Annotated in this window: 21 protein-coding genes; 17 read left to right on the forward strand and 4 right to left on the reverse strand. The window is 60.6% G+C overall.

Annotation, left to right across the window (positions count from 1 at the left end; genetic code table 11):
* Positions 1 to 114 precede the first annotated feature (114 nt).
* The 7 genes from topA (at position 115) to rpmG (ending at position 8,757) form a co-directional block, all read left to right on the forward strand.
* On the forward strand, positions 115 to 2,835 hold the full coding sequence (gene topA, locus WA943_RS02115; RefSeq protein WP_424468180.1) for a type I DNA topoisomerase: 2,721 nt from the start codon (positions 115 to 117) through the stop codon (positions 2,833 to 2,835).
* A 3-nt stretch (positions 2,836 to 2,838) separates the two neighbouring features.
* Entirely contained in the window at positions 2,839 to 5,208 is a 2,370-nt protein-coding gene (gene rnr, locus WA943_RS02120) for a ribonuclease R (RefSeq protein ID WP_424468181.1), read from the forward strand.
* Positions 5,209 to 5,311: 103 nt separating this feature from the next.
* Positions 5,312 to 5,725, forward strand: coding sequence for a DUF983 domain-containing protein (locus WA943_RS02125; protein WP_424468182.1), 414 nt, complete (start codon positions 5,312 to 5,314; stop codon positions 5,723 to 5,725).
* 83 nt (positions 5,726 to 5,808) lie between these two features.
* On the forward strand, positions 5,809 to 6,576 hold the full coding sequence (locus tag WA943_RS02130; protein ID WP_424468183.1) for an NUDIX hydrolase: 768 nt from the start codon (positions 5,809 to 5,811) through the stop codon (positions 6,574 to 6,576).
* Positions 6,576 to 7,220 carry an NUDIX hydrolase gene (locus tag WA943_RS02135; RefSeq protein WP_424468184.1) on the forward strand — a complete coding sequence of 215 codons (645 nt, stop codon included), beginning with the start codon at positions 6,576 to 6,578 and terminating at the stop codon, positions 7,218 to 7,220. The genes WA943_RS02130 and WA943_RS02135 overlap by 1 nt, the downstream gene beginning before the upstream one ends.
* A gap of 26 nt (positions 7,221 to 7,246) precedes the next feature.
* Positions 7,247 to 8,425 (forward strand): MFS transporter, encoded by a 1,179-nt coding sequence (locus WA943_RS02140; protein ID WP_424468185.1) that lies wholly within the window; start codon positions 7,247 to 7,249, stop codon positions 8,423 to 8,425.
* Positions 8,426 to 8,589: 164 nt separating this feature from the next.
* Positions 8,590 to 8,757: a 50S ribosomal protein L33 gene (rpmG, locus tag WA943_RS02145; RefSeq protein WP_424468186.1), complete on the forward strand. Its 168-nt coding sequence runs from the start codon at positions 8,590 to 8,592 to the stop codon at positions 8,755 to 8,757.
* A 468-nt stretch (positions 8,758 to 9,225) separates the two neighbouring features.
* Here rpmG and WA943_RS02150 read toward each other — a convergent pair whose 3' ends face one another.
* Positions 9,226 to 10,596 (reverse strand): PleD family two-component system response regulator, encoded by a 1,371-nt coding sequence (locus tag WA943_RS02150; RefSeq protein WP_424468187.1) that lies wholly within the window; start codon positions 10,594 to 10,596, stop codon positions 9,226 to 9,228.
* Between the two features lie 10 nt (positions 10,597 to 10,606).
* Positions 10,607 to 10,972, reverse strand: a complete 366-nt coding sequence (locus WA943_RS02155) for a response regulator (protein WP_293550074.1) — start codon at positions 10,970 to 10,972, stop codon at positions 10,607 to 10,609.
* A gap of 213 nt (positions 10,973 to 11,185) precedes the next feature.
* On the opposite strand from WA943_RS02155, the gene WA943_RS02160 reads away from it, so the two are divergent.
* The 4 genes from WA943_RS02160 to WA943_RS02175 all read left to right on the forward strand — a co-directional run bounded on the left by WA943_RS02160 (position 11,186) and on the right by WA943_RS02175 (position 14,481).
* A complete protein-coding gene (locus tag WA943_RS02160) occupies positions 11,186 to 11,464 on the forward strand; it encodes a DUF3572 domain-containing protein (protein WP_424468188.1) in 279 nt (92 codons plus the stop codon).
* Entirely contained in the window at positions 11,461 to 12,171 is a 711-nt protein-coding gene (locus tag WA943_RS02165) for a hypothetical protein (protein WP_424468189.1), read from the forward strand. Before WA943_RS02160 ends, WA943_RS02165 begins: the two co-directional genes overlap by 4 nt.
* 133 nt (positions 12,172 to 12,304) lie before the next feature.
* Positions 12,305 to 13,210: an ROK family protein gene (locus tag WA943_RS02170; RefSeq protein WP_424468190.1), complete on the forward strand. Its 906-nt coding sequence runs from the start codon at positions 12,305 to 12,307 to the stop codon at positions 13,208 to 13,210.
* Positions 13,207 to 14,481, forward strand: coding sequence for a DNA polymerase IV (locus WA943_RS02175; protein WP_424468191.1), 1,275 nt, complete (start codon positions 13,207 to 13,209; stop codon positions 14,479 to 14,481). Before WA943_RS02170 ends, WA943_RS02175 begins: the two co-directional genes overlap by 4 nt.
* 15 nt (positions 14,482 to 14,496) lie before the next feature.
* On the opposite strand, the gene WA943_RS02180 is transcribed toward WA943_RS02175, so the two are convergent.
* Positions 14,497 to 15,333: an EipB family protein gene (locus WA943_RS02180; protein WP_424468192.1), complete on the reverse strand. Its 837-nt coding sequence runs from the start codon at positions 15,331 to 15,333 to the stop codon at positions 14,497 to 14,499.
* A gap of 149 nt (positions 15,334 to 15,482) precedes the next feature.
* Between WA943_RS02180 and WA943_RS02185 the strand changes: the two genes are divergently transcribed.
* Together WA943_RS02185 and WA943_RS02190 are read left to right on the forward strand one after the other, a co-directional pair.
* A complete protein-coding gene (locus tag WA943_RS02185) occupies positions 15,483 to 16,439 on the forward strand; it encodes a 2-hydroxyacid dehydrogenase (protein WP_424468193.1) in 957 nt (318 codons plus the stop codon).
* 228 nt (positions 16,440 to 16,667) lie between these two features.
* A complete protein-coding gene (locus tag WA943_RS02190; RefSeq protein WP_424468194.1) occupies positions 16,668 to 17,339 on the forward strand; it encodes a GGDEF domain-containing protein in 672 nt (223 codons plus the stop codon).
* 1 nt (position 17,340) lies between these two features.
* Here the strand turns inward: WA943_RS02190 and WA943_RS02195 are convergent, their stop codons facing one another.
* Positions 17,341 to 18,384, reverse strand: coding sequence for an agmatine deiminase family protein (locus WA943_RS02195; RefSeq protein ID WP_424468195.1), 1,044 nt, complete (start codon positions 18,382 to 18,384; stop codon positions 17,341 to 17,343).
* Positions 18,385 to 18,469: 85 nt separating this feature from the next.
* Here WA943_RS02195 and WA943_RS02200 point away from each other — a divergent pair, with 85 nt between their 5' ends.
* The 4 genes from WA943_RS02200 to WA943_RS02215 all read left to right on the forward strand — a co-directional run bounded on the left by WA943_RS02200 (position 18,470) and on the right by WA943_RS02215 (position 21,542).
* A complete protein-coding gene (locus tag WA943_RS02200) occupies positions 18,470 to 18,937 on the forward strand; it encodes a RidA family protein (protein ID WP_424468196.1) in 468 nt (155 codons plus the stop codon).
* Between the two features lies 1 nt (position 18,938).
* Positions 18,939 to 19,814, forward strand: coding sequence for a class A beta-lactamase (gene bla, locus WA943_RS02205; protein ID WP_424468197.1), 876 nt, complete (start codon positions 18,939 to 18,941; stop codon positions 19,812 to 19,814).
* A gap of 98 nt (positions 19,815 to 19,912) precedes the next feature.
* Positions 19,913 to 21,109 carry a GNAT family N-acetyltransferase gene (locus WA943_RS02210; RefSeq protein WP_424468198.1) on the forward strand — a complete coding sequence of 399 codons (1,197 nt, stop codon included), beginning with the start codon at positions 19,913 to 19,915 and terminating at the stop codon, positions 21,107 to 21,109.
* A gap of 4 nt (positions 21,110 to 21,113) precedes the next feature.
* Complete coding sequence (locus tag WA943_RS02215) at positions 21,114 to 21,542, forward strand: HIT family protein (protein WP_424468199.1); 429 nt, start codon at positions 21,114 to 21,116, stop codon at positions 21,540 to 21,542.
* Positions 21,543 to 21,544: the final 2 nt, after the last annotated feature.

Raw genomic sequence — 21,544 nt, forward strand, 5'->3', positions numbered from 1 at the left:
GTGAATTATCCCTTCTCTATTCATGGCAACCAGACTATCTGGACTGCTCGTTGACCTTTTGCGGCCGACGAACGCGGCCACCACCTGGGTATATAAAGAGAGTTCAAGCGCCACATGGACGTCGTCATTGTTGAATCGCCGTCAAAGGCGAAGACGATCAACAAATACCTTGGCAAAGGCTTCAAGGTCCTGGCCTCCTATGGCCATGTCCGCGACCTGCCATCCAAGGATGGCTCGGTGTTGCCCGACGAAGACTTCGCCATGGCCTGGGATGTCGATCCGAAGTCGCAGAAGCGGCTGAACGACATCGCGGAAGCGGTCAAAGGCGCAAACAAACTCATTCTCGCAACCGACCCTGATCGCGAAGGCGAAGCGATCTCCTGGCACGTGCTAGAAGTCCTCAACCGCAAGAAGGTTTTGAAGGGCGTCCATGTCGAGCGCGTCGTCTTCAACGCGATCACGAAAAACTCCGTGCTTCAGGCCATGGCCAATCCGCGCGGCCTCGACAAGGAACTGATCGACGCCTATCTCGCGCGTCGCGCTCTCGACTATCTCGTCGGCTTCACGCTCTCGCCCGTCCTCTGGCGCAAGCTGCCGGGCGCGCGCTCGGCCGGCCGCGTTCAGTCTGTTGCGCTCCGCCTCATCTGCGATCGCGAACTCGAAATCGACGCCTTCCGCGCTCAGGAATACTGGACGATCGAAACCGATTTCCAGACCGCATCCGGCGCGCCTTTCGTCGCGCGCATCGTCAATCTCGACGGCAAGAAGCTCGACAAGTTCGACATCCCGGACAAGTCGACTGCGGACAACATCGTCAAGCGCATCGAGGCATCGCGCTTCTCGGTCAAGTCGGTCGAAAGCAAACCGGCACGGCGCAATCCCTACCCGCCCTTCACCACATCGACGTTGCAGCAGGAAGCCTCCCGCAAGCTCGGCTTTTCCGCGAGCCGCACGATGCAGGTCGCGCAGCGCCTCTATGAAGGCCTCGAAATCGACGGCGAGACGACCGGCCTCATTACCTATATGCGAACCGACGGTGTGCAAATCGCCGATGAAGCGATCGCGCAGGCGCGCACCGTCATCAACAATGAATTCGGCGAGGCCTATCTCCCCTCCGCGCCGCGCATTTACAAGACCAAGGCGAAGAACGCGCAAGAGGCGCATGAAGCCATTCGTCCGACCGATCTCGCGCGCTTGCCCAAGCACGTCGCCAAGATGCTGGATGACGATCAGCGCCGCCTTTACGAACTCGTCTGGAACCGCACCATCGCCAGCCAGATGGAAAGCGTGCAGCTTGAGCGCACGACCATCGAAATCGAAGCGGACGAACAGCAGATCGGCCTGCGCGCCACCGGCTCCGTCGTTGTCTTCGACGGCTTCCTCCGCCTCTATCAGGAAACGCGCGACGAGCCGGAAGAAGGCGATGACGATGGCCGTCTGCCGAAGGTTTTGCGCGGCGACAAGCTCGGCCTGCAAGATGTGCGCGCCGACCAGCATTTCACCGAGCCGCCGCCGCGCTTCACGGAAGCGACACTCGTCAAGCGCATGGAAGAACTCGGCATCGGCCGCCCGTCCACCTATGCCTCGACGTTGCAGACGCTGCGCGACCGCAACTACGTCAACATGGACAAGGGCCGTTTCGTGCCCGACGACAAGGGCCGTCTCGTCACGGCGTTCCTTGAAAACTTCTTCACGCGCTACGTCGAATATGATTTCACGGCTGGCCTCGAAGAAAAGCTCGACAAGGTGTCGGCAGGTGAGCTGGACTGGAAGCAGGTCCTGCGCGAATTCTGGACCGACTTCACTGTCGCCGTCAGCCAGGCCATGGAGCTTCGCATCACCGAAGTTCTGGACCGCTTGAATGATGTGCTCGGGCCGCACGTCTTCCCCGATCAGGGCGACGGCACCGACCCGCGCAAATGTCCCTCCTGCACCGACGGCATACTCTCGCTCAAGGTCGGCAAGTTCGGCGCCTTTGTCGGCTGCTCGAACTATCCCGAATGCCGCTTCACGCGCCAGCTCACCGTCGGTGCGGATGGCGAAGCCGCAGCGGGCGACCGCGTGCTCGGCGTCGATCCCGACACGGGCAAGCCCGTGCTGGTGAAGTCGGGCCGCTTCGGTCCCTATATCCAGCTCGGTGAGCCGGAAGAAAAAGGCGACAAGCCGAAACGCTCCGGCATTCCCAAGGCGCTCGGCGTGTCCGCTGCAAATATCGATCTTGAGAAAGCCCTGATGCTTCTCGCTTTGCCGCGCGAAGTCGGCCTGCATCCCGAAACGGGTTTGCCTATCACGGCAGGTCTTGGCCGCTTCGGTCCCTTCGTGCTGCATGACGGCACCTATGCCAATCTCGAAAGCCCGGAAGAGGTTTTCACCATCGGCATCAATCGCGCCGTGACCGAACTCGCCGAAAAGAAGGCACGTGGCGGCAAGCCGCGCGGGCCGAAAGCCTTGCGCGAACTCGGGCCGCATCCCGAAGGCGGCAAGCCCGTCCAGATCATGGATGGCAAATACGGCCCCTATGTAAAACACGAGAAGACCAATGCCACGCTCCCCAAGGACGCGGACATTGAAAAGGTGACGCTGGCTGACGCAGTCGCGCTGATCGCCGCGCGCGAAGCGCAAGGCGGCGGCAAGAAAAAGCCCGCCAAAAAGGCATCACCGGCAAAGAAAGCGGCACCCAAGAAAGCGGACGCCGCCGAGAAGCCGGAGAAGAAAGCCGCAGCAAAAAAACCTGCCGCCAAAAAAACGGCCGCCAAAAAAACGCCTGCGAAGAAGGCAGCAACCAAGAAACCTGCGGCCAAAGCGAAGCCTCGCTCTGCCGCTGCGGCGGACTGACCGGTGGCCGACCGCAAGCCACCCCAAAAAAAGGACGCGCCGCGCAAGCGCGACCGGGAGCAAGGACTGCCCTCGCGCGAACAAATTCTTGAATTTGTTTCGTCGAGCGCAACACCTATCGGCAAGCGCGAAATCGCGCGCGCTTTCAACATCAAGGGCGCGGACCGCATCCCCCTGAAGCAAATGCTGAAGGCGATGGCGGAAGAGGGCCTTCTCGAAAAACGCGAAAGCCGCAAGATCCATCGCACCGGAGAGCTTCCCTCCGTATTGCTCATAGAGATCACGCATCGCGACACCGATGGCGAACTCGTTGCGCGCCCGCTTGAGTGGAAAAGCACACTCGCCGCCCCCAGCATCGTCATTACGCCCGAACCCAAAAAAGGCCGCACAGCGGAGCGCGACGCCGAACCGCCGGCAGGCATCGGCGATCGCGTACTTGCCCGCCTCACCAAGACGACTGAAGAAGGCGAGATCTACGACTACGAGGCGCGCGTCATTCGCCGTGTCGGCAAAGGCGCCGAACAGGTTCTCGGCCTCTTTCGCAGCGGCTCGGAAGGCGGACGCATCGTCCCCGTGGACAAGCGCGTGCGCACGGAATTTGAAATCGGTCGCGACGATACAGGAAACGCCAAGGACGGCGATCTCGTGCTCGCCGAAACGGTTCCGGGCAAGCGTTACGGACTTGCGCGCGCGCGCGTGAAGGAAGTCTTCGGCAAGAGCAGCGATCCGAAGTCGATCAGCCTCATTGCCATCCATACGCATGGCATCCCCGATCAATTTCCTGACAGCGTGATCCGCGAAGCCGAGGCGGCTGAAGCAAAAGACATTTCAGGCCGCACGGACCTGCGCGACATACCGCTCGTCACCATCGACCCGACGGACGCTCGCGACCATGACGATGCCGTCTGGGCAGCGCTCGATACCGATCCGGCAAATGAGGGCGGCTATGTCGTCATCGTCGCCATTGCCGATGTCGCCGCCTATGTGCGCCCCGGCTCGCCGATGGATCGCGAGGCGCGCAAGCGCGGCAACTCGACCTACTTCCCCGACCGCGTCGTGCCTATGCTGCCTGAACGCATCTCGAACGATCTCTGCTCTCTCCGTGAAAAGGAAGAGCGTCCCTGTCTCGCCGTACGCATGATCTTCGATCGCAACGGCAATAAACGCAGCCACGAATTCCTGCGCGGATTGATGCGCTCTGCCGCCCGCCTCACCTATCGCCAGATGCAGGAAGCCATCGACGGCGCGCCCGACGACAAGACCGGGCCATTGCTCGAGACGGTGCTGCAGCCGCTTTGGGATGCCTACAAGACATTGAGCATTGCGCGTGAAAAGCGCGGACCGCTCGATCTCGATCTGCCCGAATACAAGGCTGAGATCGACCCTGTCGGCCGCATCGCCGCAATCCACATCGCGGAAAAATACGAGTCGATGAAACTCATCGAAGAGTTCATGATTCAAGCCAACGTCTGCGCAGCCGAAACGCTGCAGCACAAACAGCGCAAGCTCGTCTACCGAATTCACGATGCGCCGTCGCGCGAGAAGCTTGCCGCCCTGGCGGAGTTTCTGAAAACGCTCGATATGAGCATCGCCAAGGGTCAGGTCACGAGGCCCGCCACCTTCAACAAGATCCTGAGGGATGTCGACGGCACCGAATTCGATCAGATGGTTTCGACCATTGTCTTGCGCTCGCAGGCGCAGGCCATTTATTCGCCGGACAATATCGGCCATTTCGGATTGAACCTGCGCCATTACGCGCATTTCACCTCGCCGATCCGTCGCTATGCGGACCTCGTCGTTCACCGCGCGCTCATTTCCGCGCTCGGTCAGGGCAAAGACGGCCAATCGGATGAGGAGGTTTCGGCAATGGCCGAAATCGCCGAACATATTTCGATGACGGAACGCCGCTCGATGCTGGCAGAACGCGACAGCAATGATCGCTTCATCGCCGCTTTCCTCGAAGCGCGCATCGGCGCCGAGTTCCGCGGCCGCATTGCCGGCGTGACGCGCTTCGGGCTTTTCGTGAAGCTCGAGGAAACCGGCGCCGACGGACTGATACCGATCTCAAATCTCGGTACAGAATATTTCCACCATGACGAAGCACGCCACGCCCTCGTCGGCGAGCGCTCGGGCCTCACCTATCGTCTCGGCGAACAGGTGACAGTCCGCCTCGAAGAGGCCGTGCCGATCACCGGCGGCCTTCGCTTCGACATTGTCGAAGGCGGGCGTCCCGGCAAACCGGCTGGCCGCCAGGGGTTTGGCAAGTCCGGTACCGGCAAGGACAATCCGCGTCGTGGTGCGTCAAAGCCAAAACCGGGACGCGCAAAACCCGGCAAAGGCAAGGCAACGCCCGGGCGTTCGCGCAAGAGCTGACTTGTCAGTCCGTCGCGCGGCAACCTGCCACATTCTTTCATCAAGCGAATAAGACCCATATGCTGAAGCAATAAATATTCAGTGGGATCCGATGAGCAGCATTGTGGACATTCATGAGCCCGAAATCTTCGAGGCTACGCGCCCCGAGGCCCGGTCTCTATGGCAGGCAATGCTGCGTGGCTTCATGCTGCGTTGTCCGGCGTGTGGCAACGGCAAGGTCTTCAGAGCATTTCTGAAAGTCGCAGATAACTGCCCGCATTGCCATGAAGAACTCCACCACCACCGGGCAGATGATGCCCCGCCCTATTTCACAATCATGATCGTCGGCCATATCGTCGTGCCGCTGATGCTGGCTGTCGAAATGGCCTATATGCCCCCCATCTGGATTCATATCGCGATCTGGCCTGCCATGACGGTGGCGCTGTCGCTCATCCTGCTGCCACGCATCAAGGGCTCGATTGTCGGCCTGCAATGGGGGGCCCGGATGCACGGCTTCGACGGCACTCCGCAGGACTGACACCCCGCACACTTCTGGACACTGCGCCGCCCGGCAGGCATCCTGCACCTATAACGGCATTGAAGCACCGGGAACCGAAGCGCATGACAGAGGCGGCAGGAGGGGCGTTTGACCCCAAGAAATCACGTGAGCAGGAATTTCGCGACGGAACGGCGGGCCCCGCAGTGCGCCCCCGCGATGCCGCTACGCTTATCCTCGTTCGCAATGACAGTTCGGTGCCGCAGGTGCTGATGGGTCAGCGCCATGCGAGCCACAAATTCATGCCGAACAAATTCGTCTTCCCCGGCGGCCGCGTCGATCCGGTGGATAGCCGCGTACGCCCCGCTGAAGAACTTCGCAACGATGTGGCCAAGCTGCTGCTCGCGCGGATGCGCGGTACGCCAACCGAAAATCGCGCGCGCGCACTCGCCATGGCGGCCATCCGCGAAACCTTCGAGGAAACGGGCCTCGCCGTCGGGCGGCTCATCGACTCGCCCCAGCGCAGCAAGCACAAGGATTGGGACGCTTATTTTTCGCTCGGCGTTTCACCGGCATTGAGCGCGCTCGATTTCGTCGCCCGCGCCATCACGCCGCCCTATCGCACGCGCCGCTTCGACACGCGCTTCTTCATCGCCGATGCCGAGCATATTCATGGCGATCCCTCCAAGGTTGCCGGCTCTGGCGAATTGCAGGGCCTGCACTGGATCAGCATCAAGGACGCGCAGGATCTCGATCTCCCCAACATCACACGCACGATCCTTGCGGAGATCGACGAACGCCTGCGTCTGACGAGCGCCGCGCAAAAAGCGCGCGCCGTGCCCTTCATTCATTTCCGGAAAAATCAGGCCATCCGCGACATGCTGAGCGTCTGATGTCTCAAGCAACCTCGCCCGTACGCCCGCGCGACGCAGCCAGCCTTGTTCTGATCGACACGACACAGGCCGAGCCGCGCATCCTGATGGGCAAACGTCACTCGCGGATGAAGTTCATCCCGGACGCGTTCGTCTTTCCCGGCGGCAAACTCGATCCTGACGATCTGCGCGCACGCCCGGCAACGCCGCTTTCGCCAGCCGCAAGCTTCGGCGCGAAGTCTCAGGCGCTCGCCATGGCCGCCATCCGCGAAACCTTCGAGGAAACGGGCCTCATCCTTGCCGCTCCCGGCGATGTGGGTGCCGATAGCGGCCCATCCTGGTCGCACTTCCACGGGCTTGGCGTAGCCCCACGCCTTGATGCATTGACGGGTCTTGCGCGTGCGATAACGCCCGCATCAAGCCCCATCCGTTTCCATGCGCGCTTCTTTGCAGCCTCGGCCAATGCGGTCCGGGGCACGCTTGCCGGCAGCGGCGAGCTGGAAGAACTCGACTGGTATCCGATCAGCGACGCATTGAAATTGCCGGTGATCGACGTCACCGAATTCGTGCTGCGCGAGGTGCTTGCAGGCTATGGTGCCACCACCGCGCGGCCGCGCATTCCCCTCTACTCATACCGCAACAACAGGCCCGTCATCCGCGCCTGAGGCTCTCTCGCACGATGACAAATGACATGACCGACGAAGCCACATCCGCTCTTTCCGTCGCCGACCGGCGCCGCGGGATCGTCAGCGCCATTGCAAGCCTCACCGCTGTCGCGATGGGTCTTGGCGCGTCGCTGCCGCTGCTCGCGCTGACGCTCGAGCGCCAGGGCATCTCGCCCTTCATGATCGGCCTCAGTTCCGCCTTCCCGGCGATCGGCGGCTTGTTGATCACGCCTTTCCTGCCCCTGTTGCTCCGCCACTTCAGCGCCAAACATCTGCTTCTCGGTTCGGTGTGGATTTCCGCCGTCTGCCTCATCTCCTACTACATCGTGCCCAATGTCTGGGTCTGGTTCCCCATCCGCTTCGTCAACGGCGCGGTGCTGGTCATTCTCTTTGTCCTCAGCGAAACCACCATCAACCAGCTTGCGGACGACAACACGCGCGGGCGACTGATGGGCATCTACGCCACTGTGCTCGCCGTCGGCTTTGCCACCGGCCCTCTCGTTCTGGTGACTGCGGGTTCCGAGGGTTTCCTGCCTTACGCGATCATCGCGTTTCTGGTGGCACTGGCGAGCATCCCGATCTCGCTTGCCGGTCCGGCGACGCGTCAGGTGTCCGCACACGGCCAGAGCCGGGGCGTTCTCGCCTTTCTGCTCGTCGCCCCGACCGCGACCTTCGCAGCCTTCACCTTCGGCGCCCTTGAGCAAGGCACGATGACGCTGATGCCCGTCTACGGCCTTCGCGTCGGGCTAACCGAGCAAATGGCCGCGCTGGTGCTGACTGCCTTCGCGGCCGGCAACATCCTGAGCCAGATACCGCTTGGCCTTTTGGCAGATCGTCTGGACCGGCGACTGATTCTCGTCATGTGCGGCCTGATCGGTGCGCTCACCGTCGCGACGCTGCCGCTGGTCCAGGGCACGTTTCTGGTCATGCCCGTCATCTTCGTTTTCGGCGGCGTCACGACAGGCCTCTACACTGTCGGCCTCACGCTTTTGGGCCAGCGCTTCCGGGGCGGCGATCTGGCGGCAGCCAATGCCGCCTTCATCATGATGTATAATTTCGGCGGCCTTGCGGGGCCTGCCCTTGGCGGCGGCGCCATGGAACTCTTCCCGCCACACGGCCTCCCGCTCGCTTTTGCCGCCATGACGCTTCTCTATGGCTGCATTGCAGGCTGGCGCTACGCCAAGCTGCGCTCCCAGGCCAGCTAGGCGGCCAAATCCCGCTTGTCCGCTCTGCACTTAGCAGTTGCGACAGCAGGCTTGACTTACGCCGGCGCGCGAGTAGTCTGCCGCCAAATCGCACATCCCGTGATTGCGAGCAGAATCTCTGCGGACGCCTTGTGTTGTCCGCCTAACACCAAGGATTTCGTGCCATGGCGAAGCCAGCAGCCATCAAGATCAAGCTCGAGAGCACCGCGGGCACAGGCTACTACTACGTGACCAAGAAGAACTCGCGCACCATGACCGAGAAGTTCGTGATCAAAAAATACGATCCCGTCGTTCGCAAGCATGTCGAGTTCAAGGAAACGAAGATCAAATAATTGGCGCCTGCCGCCTCTGATACGCAAAAGGCCGGTCCCGATGGACCGGCCTTTTTGTTTTGCAATATGCGGGCAGAAAAGGTGACCGGTCGAAACGGTGGCTTATCAGAGGAGGCCACTCCACAACCACGTTCCGACCGGCCGTGCCCCGCGGACCCAGGAGATGCGGCGGACCCGAGCACCCGCGAGGACACATATCGCTGCCTCAAACCCGCTCCACTCACCCCCCAGCAATAGGAAGCAGGCGCGGCAGCGAAACCTACCTAATACACAGATTTTATCATCGGAACTGTGCCAAATAAAGTCACATCATAGAGATCGGCGTTAGAAGCATGATTAACCATGAACATTCATGGTTAATGCAATCTCTTAACTGACTGCGGAACAGATCGTGAAAACCACATATTATTGTGATTTTTCAATAGCTTGAAAACGTCTTTAAAGGCAATGTCTAAGAAAGGTGCTTCTTCAAGCCGCCTCGGCGACCACGCGATTGCGTCCCTCGCGTTTGGCCTTGTAGAGAGCGGCGTCCGCTCGCTCCAGCAGCTTCGCTGCGCAATCCGCCGTCCCTTCCGAGACGCCGATACCGATGCTCACCGTGACGCTGATACTCACGGTCGGCTCCACATGGAACGGCACTTCGGCGACCTTCTGGCGCAAGCGCTCTGCGACCATGAGTGCGTAGGAGAGATCCGTGTCCGGCATGACGACCACGAACTCTTCCCCGCCGAGACGACAGGCGAGATCGACGCCGCGCACATTCTGCGAGATGCGCTGTGCGAATTCCTTGAGCACCGCGTCGCCCGCAGGATGACCGTAGTTGTCGTTGACCGATTTGAAATAGTCGATGTCGAAAATCAGCAGGGAAACGGGCTTGCCGCCATTCACGCCTTCTTCAACCAACGCTGCGAGATGGCTTTCCATATAGCGGCGATTGTAAAGGCCGGTCAGGCTGTCGGTAATCGCCAGCTCGAGACCTTGCTGGAACTTGTCGCGCAAATAGTCCTGATAACGCTTGCGGCGAAGCTGCGTGCGGCAACGCGCCACCAGTTCGTTCCGGTCGACCGGCCGCACAAGGTAATCGTTGACGCCCATATCCAGCGCCCGCACGAGGCGCGGCGTGTCGCCCTCTTCCACAATGGCAAGCAAAGGCGTCTGCCGCGTCGCTTCAAGCGAGCGAAGCTGCGAGCACAGGCGCAAGCCATCGAATTCCTGCAACGTCAGGCTGACGATCAAAAGGTCGTAAGCGCCGATGCTGGCAAGCTGCATCATCTCGTCAACCGTCTCGGCAACGATGACCGTGTGCTCGAGCGACAGGGCTTCGCTCATGCGCTTCAGCGATGTCGGACGATCGTCGATAATGAGCGCCCGCCCCGGCTCCGACATCAGCATCCGTTCGGTGCTGGTGCCGACAAGCGCGCCTATGCGCTGGCCGGTTGCCTCGCGCATGCGAAGCTCATCCGTCACCATTTTGAGGCGCACGAGGCTTTTCACGCGGGCAAAAAGCGCCAGATCGTTGACAGGCTTGGTCAGAAAATCATCGGCGCCGGCCTCAAGGCCCTGCACACGGTCCTTCGGCTGATCGAGCGCCGTCACCATGACGATGGGGATATGTTCGGTCGCAGGCGCGGCCTTCAATCGGCGGCACACTTCAAACCCATCCATGCCCGGCATCATCACATCGAGCAGGATGATGTCGGGCAGTTGGGATGTGGCGATCTCTATGGCTTCCGGGCCGGAAGATGCTTTGAGCACGCCGAAATATTCGGCCGTCAACTTGGCATCCAGAAGCTTCAGATTTGCCGGAACGTCATCGACAATGAGTACGCGCGCCGTCACGGGTCTGCCCTTATCTCAGGAAACGCTGAACGGTCTCAAGAAATTGCGTTACCGAGATTGGCTTGGAGATATAAGCCTCGCAGCCACCCTCCCGGATTTTTTCCTCGTCGCCCTTCATCGCAAAAGCCGTAACGGCCACGACGGGGATCGAACGCAGGCTGTCGTCTTCCTTGATCCACTTCGTGACCTCAAGGCCCGACACTTCGGGAAGCTGGATATCCATGAGGATCAGGTCGGGACGATTCTTGCGCGCTATTTCCAGCGCTTCGATACCGTCGCGCGTTTGAAGCGTCTCGTAACCATGGGCGTCCAGGAGATCATGGAAGAGCTTCATATTGAGCTCATTGTCCTCGACGATCAGTACCTTTTTGGTCATCGCATCCATGCTCCAGAACTCCACCTGTTGCCGAGCCCGTCCGGCGCTTCAATACTGGTATTCCGGGGCTCGGAGCTGATTCCCGGGTCTCACTGGGGCCATCTCACTCCAATATCGTTAACTAAGTCTTTAACCTGCCTCTCAGGCACCCCCATTTTGTATCAAAAGCGACCTATGCTTAATGGGAGCTTGTAGAAACGCCCGGAGTTCCCGATGAAAGCAGATCAGGCTGAACTGATCGCCATACAAGCGCTCGGCTATATCGCAACCGAGGAAGAGCTTCTTTTCGCCTTTGTCGACCTCACCGGGCTTTCGTCTGATGAGCTGCTTGCCCGCGCCAGCGAGCCGGAAATCCTCGGCGGCGTGCTCGATTTCATCTTGATGGACGATCAACGTCTGCTGGCCTTTTGCGAAACGGCCAACCTGAAACCCGAAATCCCCGGCGTCGCAAGACGGCTCCTGCCGGGCGGCGAAGAAGTGCATTGGACATGAAGAGCTCGACACAGCCGATCAACTTCGGCAATCACGACCCGCTGGCGCTGCATGTCGACGTTCTCCCGCAGATCGAGGCGTTGAGCCTTGTTCGTGGTCGGCCGCTCATCATCTCCGATTGCGACGAAGTGCTGATGCAGTTCCTTGTCGGCCTGGAGACCTATCTCGAAACGCAGGGCCTCTGGCTCGATCTCAAAAGCTATGCGCTGACGGGCAACATCAAACGCCGCGATACGGATGTGGCGATCGATCCGTCGGAAATGCCGGACCTGATGAAAGGTTTTTTCGAGACATCGACCAATCTGCTCCTTGCCGTTCCCGGCGCCGCCGATGCGCTCAAAGCGCTCTCGGCCCGCGCGCAGATCGTAGTGCTGACCAATGTGCCTTTTTCCCAACGGGAAACACGCGCAAGAAGCCTCGCCGCGCAAGGCATGGACTATCCTGTTATCGCCAATACGGGGCTGAAGGGCGGCGCAGTGCGCAAGCTTGCCGACATAGTGGAGGCGCCGGTGTTTTTCCTCGACGATATCCCGCACAACATCTCATCCGTCGCCAAGGCGCACAGCGCTTGCCACCGGCTCCATTTCATTGCCGACCCGCGCCTTGCAAAACTCATGGGCCCTGCCGCCGACAGTCATTTCCACACGACGGATTGGCGGCTTGCACAGACATTTATCGAAGAGCGCCTGACAGAAGATGGGTTCTAGAAACTCTCATCCAAAACCTGCTGTCACCCCGGCCTTGTGCCGGGGTCCAGAAGCCGCTTGCTCGGCACTCGTCGTTCCTGGATCCCGGCACAAGGCCGGGATGACAATCATGATTTACTGAACCGGACGAACCATGCGTATCGGAATAGACCTCGGCGGAACGAAAATCGAAGGCGTGGCGCTTGCTCCCGATGGGCGCGAGCTTTCACGCAAGCGCATCCCCACGCCGAAGAACGGCTACCGCGAAACCATTGAAGCCATCCGCGCGCTCATCACGTCGATTGAAGACGAGACTGGCGAACAAGGCACCGTCGGCATCGGCATGCCGGGCGCTATTTCCCCGGCCACCGGGCTTGTCAAAAACGCCAACAGCACCTGGCTCAACGGCATGCCCTTCGATGTCGATATCGAAGCAGCGCTTGGCCGCAAGGTGCGCCTTGCCAATGACGCCGACTGCTTCGCACTTTCCGAAGCGACAGACGGCGCGGGCGCAGGCGCGCCAACCGTCTTCGGCGTCATTCTCGGCACGGGCGTCGGCGGCGGCATCGTCGTCAATGGCCGCTTGCTGAACGGGCCGAACGCCGTCGCCGGGGAATGGGGCCACAATCCGCTCCCATGGACCCTGCCCGATGAAATTCCCGGCCCGCGCTGCTATTGCGGCAAGGAAGGCTGCATCGAAAGCTGGAACTCCGGTCCCGCCTTCGAAGCGGAATATGAACTGACCGAAAAGGAAAGACTGACAGCGATGGAAATCGTCGCAGCCGCAGAAGCAGGTTCGCGCCCTGCCCGTTCCGCACTTCGGCGCTATTCCGACCGGCTCGCCCGCGCCCTGTCCCATGTCATCAATCTCATCGACCCGCATGTTATCGTGCTAGGCGGCGGCATGTCGAACATCGCCGCCATTTATGACGAGGTGCCCGCGCGCTGGGGCGCCTATGTCTTCTCCGACCGCGTGGACACGAAGCTCATGCGCCACCTCCATGGAGACGCAAGCGGCGTGCGCGGCGCGGCCTGGCTCTGGCCGGACCCCGTGCCATGACAGAAGCTGCGGGCGCGACCGGCTTCTGCCGCGATTGCTTCGCTCCTACTGAGCCTCACGCGAAACGTTGCCCCGCATGCAACCGTCCGCGCATCGCTTTCCATGCCGAACTCCATAGCCTCAGCATCGCGCATCTCGATTGCGATGCTTTTTATGCCGCGGTTGAAAAACGCGACAACCCGGAACTTGCGGATAAACCCGTCATCATTGGCGGCGGAAAGCGCGGCGTCGTATCCACCTGTTGCTACATCGCCCGCATTCGCGGCGTGCGCTCCGCAATGCCAATGTTCAAGGCGCTGCAAGCCTGCCCCGAAGCTGTCGTCATCAAACCGGACATGGCTAAATATGTCAGCGTCGGGCGCGAAGTGCGCACAATGATGCGCGACTTGTCGCCGCTCGTTGAACCGCTATCGATCGATGAAGCCTTTCTCGACCTCACCGGCACCGAGCGGCTGCATCACGCAAGCCCCGCAATCACCATGGCCAAACTTCAGCGCCGCATCGAAAAGGAAATCGGCATCACCGTTTCGGTGGGCATGAGCTACTGCAAATTTCTTGCAAAGATTGCATCCGACATGGAAAAGCCGCGCGGGTTTTCCGCTATCGGCCGCGCCGAGGCCTTGGCCTTTCTCGCGGAAAAACCTGTTGGTCTGATCTGGGGTGTCGGCAAGGCTCTGGAAACAAAGCTCGCGCGCGACGGCATCACGCGCATCGCGCAACTTCAGCGCATGGAAGAAAACGATCTGATGGCGCGCTACGGATCGATGGGCCGTCGCCTCTGGCGGCTCGCACGCGGCCTCGACGTTCGTAGTGTCTCAAGCGCGAATATCGCCAAAAGCATTTCCGCCGAAACGACATTCTTCGATGATATTTCCGATGCCGCCGAACTAGATCGCAAGCTCTGGCCACTATGCGAACGCGTGGCGGAGAGAGCAAAGGCCGCTAACGCATCAGGCACAACAGTCGTTTTGAAGCTGAAAACGGCAGACTTCAAAACACGGACGCGAAGTCTCACGCTCCCCGATCCAACGCAGCTTGCCGAAGTGATCTATCGCGCAGGCGCGCCGATGCTTACACGCGAAGCGGATGGAACTGCCTTCCGCCTCATCGGTATCGGCATCACGCAACTGGCGGATGGCGATCTCGCAGATCCGCCCGATATGCTCGATCCAAAAGCAACGCGCCGTGCCGATGCCGAACGCGCGATGGATCGCGTCCGCGCCCGCTTTGGTTCGGAAGCGATCATCAAGGGGCGCGGCATCAAGAAGTGAAAGCCGGGTGCCGCCTCAGCAACTGCCGGGGCGGAAATATTCGATCTGCGCGAGATCGCCTCTCAGGATCACATCGTCATAATCAAGGCTGAGCTTGCTCATCACGCCATTGGGAAACATATGGAATCCCATCTCGAAACTCGGCATCCCATCGACCTTGCCATCATCCTGATCGAAATAGCTCATACGCACCGGCCAGGCCTGTGCACCTCTGAGCGGGTTGCCGTCGCCGCGATTTTTAATCCTGACCGAACGTGCATCCGTGGGTGCCGCACCCGCTTTGCCGATAAAGGCTGTCACGCTCGTCACCATCGTCTGCGTTCCATCAAACAGCAGGCGAGTGAAACTCGATTTTCCGTTCAGCACCGCCGTTGTCAGCGCCATGTTGAACGCGCTGGGAAACATGACGTCGCGCGGCAGCGTCTGAAGCTCCTTGCCGGGCTCTTCCAAAGTCACCTTGCCGCCCTTGCGCCTGACGATGCCGCTTTCGCGCGCCGAAAGCTTCCCGTCGAGATATTCGGTACGGTCGAAACGGAACTCATTTCCATCAAGCGCCTCCCAGGAATTCAGCCTGACATCGCTCAGAGAAACGCCACCCGCGGAATCGAGAGAATGGGTCACGACCCGTTGATCGGACGTATAGCCGTCGCAAGCAGGGCCGCCCCGCCACTCGACAACCATGCGGCCTTCAAGGCCGTAGACCTCGCTGACCGACCTCGCATGGTCGAGGCTGAGATCGTAGACGGCGCGATGCGCCTGTGGGAGCGCCGCCTGAACGTCGGACTTGACGAGCCGAACCACCGCAACGCTTCCTGCCGCTACGACGGCAAGCGCCAGGGCCACCGCCGCCATGGCACCGACTACCGCTCCTTTGCCTCGCAACATATTCCCGACCTCATATCATCGCCGCGCCCGCGACCTTTGCGAACGCTGCACCATCAAGTAAACCAGAAGCACAGCCTGCCGTCACCGAGACCACAACACTTGAAAATGGCGCAACAATGGCACCCAAACTGCTTATCACCCGCCGGCTTCCGCCGGATGCCGAAGTACGAGCGGCGCGAGACTATCTTGTCGAAAACAATCGGGACGACAGCCTCTGGAACAATGCACAACTCATTGCACACGCCGCAGGCAAGGACGCTCTGCTGGTTACAGTGACCGACAAGCTCGACGCTGACACCATAAATCGGCTACCGCCAACCGTAAAAATCATCGCCAGTTTTTCCGTCGGAACCGATCATATCAGCCTTGAGGCAGCAAATGCGCGAGGAATTGCCGTCACCAATACGCCAGACGTGCTGACCGACGCGACGGCCGACATAGCCCTGCTCCTCATTCTCGGCGCGGCACGCGGCGCTGCCGCAGGCACGGCGGCAATCCGCGAAGCCACATGGGCAAACTGGGCGCCAACCGGCATGCTCGGCATATCTCTCACGGGCAAACGCCTCGGCATTCTCGGCATGGGGCGCATAGGCCGCGCTGTCGCCAGGCGCGCCCGCGCCTTCGGCATGGAAGTTCACTATCACAATCGTCACAAGGTCGAAGGTGAAGGCGAGGCGATCTGGCATGCAAGCCTCGACAAACTTCTGGCGGTGTCGGATATTTTGTCCGTTCACTGTGCATCTACCCCGCAAACGCGCGGACTTCTCAATGCCAAAACGCTCGCCCGGCTCCCCAAGGGCGCCATTGTCGTCAACACGGCGCGCGGCGATATCATTGACGACGATGCATTGATCGATGCCCTGTCCAGCGGACAGATCGCGGCGGTGGGCCTCGACGTCTTCAACAATGAGCCCAACATCGACCCGCGCTACAGAACCCTGCCCAATGCTTTCCTTCTGCCCCATCTCGGCAGCGCCACGCTGGAAACGCGCAACGCCATGGGTTTTCGGGCACTGGACAACCTCGACGATTTCTTCGCCGGACGCCGCCCGCGCGACGCCCTGACAAGCTGACATCCACAAAGAGCGGACCTGTCCGAGCCCGGCAAGCCATGCTGGGCGGGCAATATTTACCTATCTGTACCCCGGTTTTAATGGCGCCGGAACACACCAAGTCATTGAAACCATTAAATCAATGAAGCTGGCAAACAGCTTGCTTCACACAAGACCGATATCGGTTTGACTTGGAGAAGCAGCGCTATGCGACGCGGAAAACTTTTGCGGGATACGGCGGCTCTGCCATTGGCAGATAGCGTCCTGTCGGCCGACGAGCCTGTCGCCCGCCTACGCCGTACATTAAGCGACCGGCGCGTCGCGGCCGATCCTCAGCGAATTCTCGCTCACGCCCTTGCATATGCGGCGGAAGCGGAACAGCGCATCATGGAACTCGACGCGCGGGTCACGCGGCTCGAAAACATGGTAGTCACGGACGAGCTGACCGGCCTCCTGAACCGCCGGGGTTTCGACGGCGTTCTGCGCCGCAACCTGCTCAGCGCTGCGCGCTATGACGAGGCGGGCATTCTCGCCTATCTCGATCTCGACGGCTTCAAGGCAATCAACGACGAGCACGGGCACCACATTGGCGACGAAGTCCTGCGCGCCATCGGACGCCATCTCCAGCAGAGCATTCGCGCCACCGACTATGCCGCGAGACTGGGCGGTGACGAATTCGCAATTCTCTTCGTCCGCGCCGAACACGTGCCCGCACGCGAGCGCGCACGCCAGCTCGTCAACGGGATCAACAAGCTGGTGGTTTCTGCCCAGAACGACAAAATCAGCATACGCGCGAGCCTCGGCCTCGCTTACTACAATGGCACGACCGAAGCGGCCGATCTGCTCAATCGCGCCGACCGCGCAATGTATGCCGACAAGAAAAAGGGCAGCCGGGCCGCGCGCCTGATCTTGAACGGCTGATCTACTTCAGCGCTTTCCCGGCAGGCTGCTGCTGCGTTATGCAATGTATGACGCCGCCGCCTGCTGCAATATCGAGTGACGGCACCTGAACGACCTCGCGACCTGGAAACGCGGCGCCGATGATTTCCGCGGCCACCTTGTCGTTTGGATCGTCGAAACTCGGCATCACGATGCCGCCATTCGCAATATAGAAATTCACATATGACGTGCTGAGCCTGCGGCCATCCGCCCGGCGCAGATTGCGCCTGGGCTGCGGCACGTCGATGATCTCGAGCTTTTGGCCGCGAGCATCGCGCGCCGCTTCAAGCCGCTTCCTGTTTTCCTGCATGCGCGCAAAATTGACGTCGCTGCGATCCTCCGGCATATGCAGCAACACGCGCCCCGGCCCGGCAAAGCAGGCAATCATATCGACATGCCCGCCCGTCTCATCATCCTCCAGCCCCTGATCGAGCCAGATAATGCGACGGACGCCGAGATGCAGCGCGAGGCGCTCCTCGATTTGCTGGCGCGTAAGTTCCGGATTGCGATTGTCATTGAACAGACATTCTTCCGTCGTCAGCAAAGTGCCGTAGCCGTCCACGCAAATCGAGCCGCCTTCGAGGATCATCGGTCCCTCGTAGCAGCGCATATCGAGGCGCTCCAGAATGCTGCCGCCGACCTTCCGGTCATTGTCATGCGGCCAATAGGCATTGCCCCAGGCGTTGAACCGCCAATGAATGCCGGCCACATGGCCTCTGCCGTCCACCACAAAAATAGGGCCGGAATCGCGCACCCATGAATCGTCGATCTCGATGGGCACGATTTCCACATCGCGACCGCAAGCAAGACGAACCTGCGCTTCATCAGCCGGGCGACAGACCATCGACACCGGCTCGAAGCGGGAGATTGCACGCGCAACCTGCGCATAGGCGACATAGGCCTGCGGCAACTGCTCGCTCCAAACCTCGCCACGCGACGGCCACTGCATCCAGCAGCGCGCATGCGGCTCCCATTCGGCTGGCATGAAAAGGCCGTCATCGACCGGCATGCGCGTCGCAAGCTTCATATGTTCCTCCCCCGGGGCTTCCGCGCCCGCCTTTCACAAGGTAGGTATATCCTCTGACAAAACGGGCGCAACAGGAGGAGTTTCCATGACCGGCAAGATTGAAGCACGGCTTAGCGAACTGGGCATCACATTGCCGAATGCGGCCGCGCCCGCAGCCAACTATGTGCCTTATGTCGTGACAGGCTCGCTTGTCTATATTTCAGGCCAGGGCCCGATGGGCCCCAAGGGGCTGGAGTTCAAAGGCAAGGTCGGGCGCGATCTCGATGTCGAGGAAGGCAAGAAGGCCGCGCGGCTCACCGCGCTCAATGTCATCGCACAGCTCAAGGAAGCCGTCGGCGGCGACCTCGATCGTGTGAAGCGCTGCGTGAAACTGCTCGGCTTCGTCAATTCCATGCCGGAATTCATCCAGCAACCGACCGTCGTCAACGGCGCGTCGGACCTGCTCGTGGAAATCTTCGGCGATGCCGGGCGTCATGCCCGCTCCGCCGTTTCTGCCCCGAGCTTACCCATGGACATCGCCGTCGAGATCGAGGCGATCTTCGAGATCGAATAGCATGCCGATATCTCGCCGCGAGATACTGCTGGGCAGCGTCGCGCTCCTTGCCATCTCGCCAACATTTGCTGGCGCGAAGCCAGCCATCGCCGATGCCGAGCGCGAACTTGTCGCGCTTGAGACAAGGCATAATGGCCGCCTCGGAGTGGCCATCCTCGACACGGCAAGCGGACGACGCCTTGGCCATCGTGGCGACGAACGGTTCGGCATGTGCAGCACCTTCAAATTCCTCGCCGCAGCCGCCGTGCTCGATCGCGTAGACCGTGGGCTGGACAGCCTCGATCGCCGGATAAGCTTCAGCAAGTCGGACCTGCTCGAATACGCGCCGGTAGCCGCCCAGCATGTCGGCGAAGGCGGCATGACGCTTGGCGCGCTTTGCGCGGCAGCCGTCGAGCTGAGCGACAACACGGCAGGCAATCTCATCCTCAACACACTTGGCGGCCCGGCGGGCCTCACCCGTTACGCACGCAGCCTTGGCGATGAAGTCACGCGGCTCGACCGCACAGAGCCGACGCTCAACATCATCGAGCCCGGCGATCCGCGAGACACGACCACGCCAAATGCCATGCTCGCGCTCATGAATTCCACACTGCTCGGCAATGCGTTATCGCCATCCTCGCGAACGCAGCTCCAGCACTGGATGCTTTCCACCAAGACGGGTGCCGGGCGCATTCGCGCGGGCCTCCCATCCGATTGGCGCATTGGCCATAAAACAGGATCAGGCGCCAAGGCCGAGACCAACGACGTCGGTGTCATATGGCCGACAGGACGCGCGCCTGTTCTTGTCGCCGCCTATTACGAAGGCGGCGGTGAACCGCCCGACGCGCGTGACGCCGTGCTGGCCGACATTGGTCGCCTGATCGTCAAATCCCTTTAGCCGCAACTCGCCGATACGGCTTCATGATCGGACGCGCGCCTTGCTCGTTGCGCGCGATAGCCTAAAGTCGAGCCCTGTCGGTCGGAGTGGAAGTGTCGATGGGTGACGCCGAACAAACCATCATAAAAATTGCGCAAGGACTCGGCGCCGTCGATCCCGCGCAGTGGGATGCCTGTGCGAATCCGCCCGGTGAACCCTACAATCCATTCCTGAGCCACGCCTTCCTGCACGCGCTTGAAGAAAGCGGATCGGCGACGCGCCGCACCGGCTGGATGCCCTATCACCTGCTATTTGAAGACGCTGCCGGCGGCCTCGCAGGCTGCATGCCGATGTATCTGAAGAGCCATAGCCGCGGCGAATATGTTTTCGATCATGGTTGGGCAGACGCATTCGAACGCGCGGGCGGGAGCTACTACCCCAAGCTTCAGGTGTCCGTGCCTTTCACACCCGCGACCGGCCCGCGCCTGCTGACAAAGCCCGGCCCGGGCCGGGACGCTGCCGAGGATCAGCTACTGGCAGGCGCGCTCGAAGTCGCACGCCGCACAGGCGTTTCGTCGCTGCACTTCACATTCCTGCCCGAGCGCCAATGGACAAAACTGGGCAGCCACGGACTTCTCCAGCGAACGGATCAACAGTTCCATTGGGAAAATCGCGGCTACAAATCCTTCGATGAATTTCTTGGCGATCTTTCATCGCGCAAACGCAAGATGATCCGCAAGGAGCGTGAGCGCGCGCTCGAGCACGACATCTCCATCGAATGGGTCACCGGCGCAGACCTGACCGAAAATCATTGGGATGCCTTTTATGCCTTCTATATGGACACGGGCAGCCGCAAATGGGGCAGCCCTTATCTGACACGCGAATTCTTCAGCCTGATCAATGAGAGGCTGGCGGACCGGACGCTGCTCATCATGGCCAGGAGCAATGGGCGCTACATCGCCGGAGCGCTCAACTTCATCGGCGACGAGGTGCTGTTCGGGCGTAACTGGGGCGCGATAGAACATCACCCCTTCCTGCATTTCGAATGCTGCTACTATCAGGCAATCGACTTCGCGATTGCACGCGGGCTGAAGCGTGTCGAGGCCGGCGCTCAGGGCGAGCACAAACTCGCACGCGGCTATCTGCCCGCAAAAACCTATAGCGCACACTGGATTGCAAACGCCTCGTTCAGCGAAGCCGTTGCCGAATATCTCGCGCGCGAACGCCTTCATGTCGATCACGACATTGAAACGCTTGGCGAATACTCACCCTTCCGGCACGATGAGCACACGGAAACCCAAGAGGATGATTTCTGACGTCATGGCATATGATCAAAACAATATTTTCGCCAAAATCCTGCGTGGCGAAGCACCCTGCTTCAAAGTCTATGAAGACGACATGACGCTCGCCTTCATGGACGTGATGCCCCAGGCCGAAGGACATACGCTCGTCATCCCGAAGTTTCCGGCAGAGGATTTGCTCGACCTCGATCCGGCATTCGTCGCGGCACAGGCTCTGACAACAAAGAAAGTCGTTGCCGCAGTGAAACGCGCATTCAAAGCGCCGGGCGTCATGGTCGCGCAGTTGAACGGTTCAGCGGCGGGACAAACCGTCTTCCACTTCCACACTCACATCATCCCGCGCTCGCAAGGCATCGATCTGAAACTCCATGCACGGCAGATGGCGGATTTCGGCGAGCTGAAGAAACACGCCGAACTCATCATTGCTGAACTCGCCAAAGACGCCTGATC

It is taken from the genome of Parvibaculum sp. (genome assembly GCF_049651025.1).
Taxonomy (GTDB): domain Bacteria; phylum Pseudomonadota; class Alphaproteobacteria; order Parvibaculales; family Parvibaculaceae; genus Parvibaculum.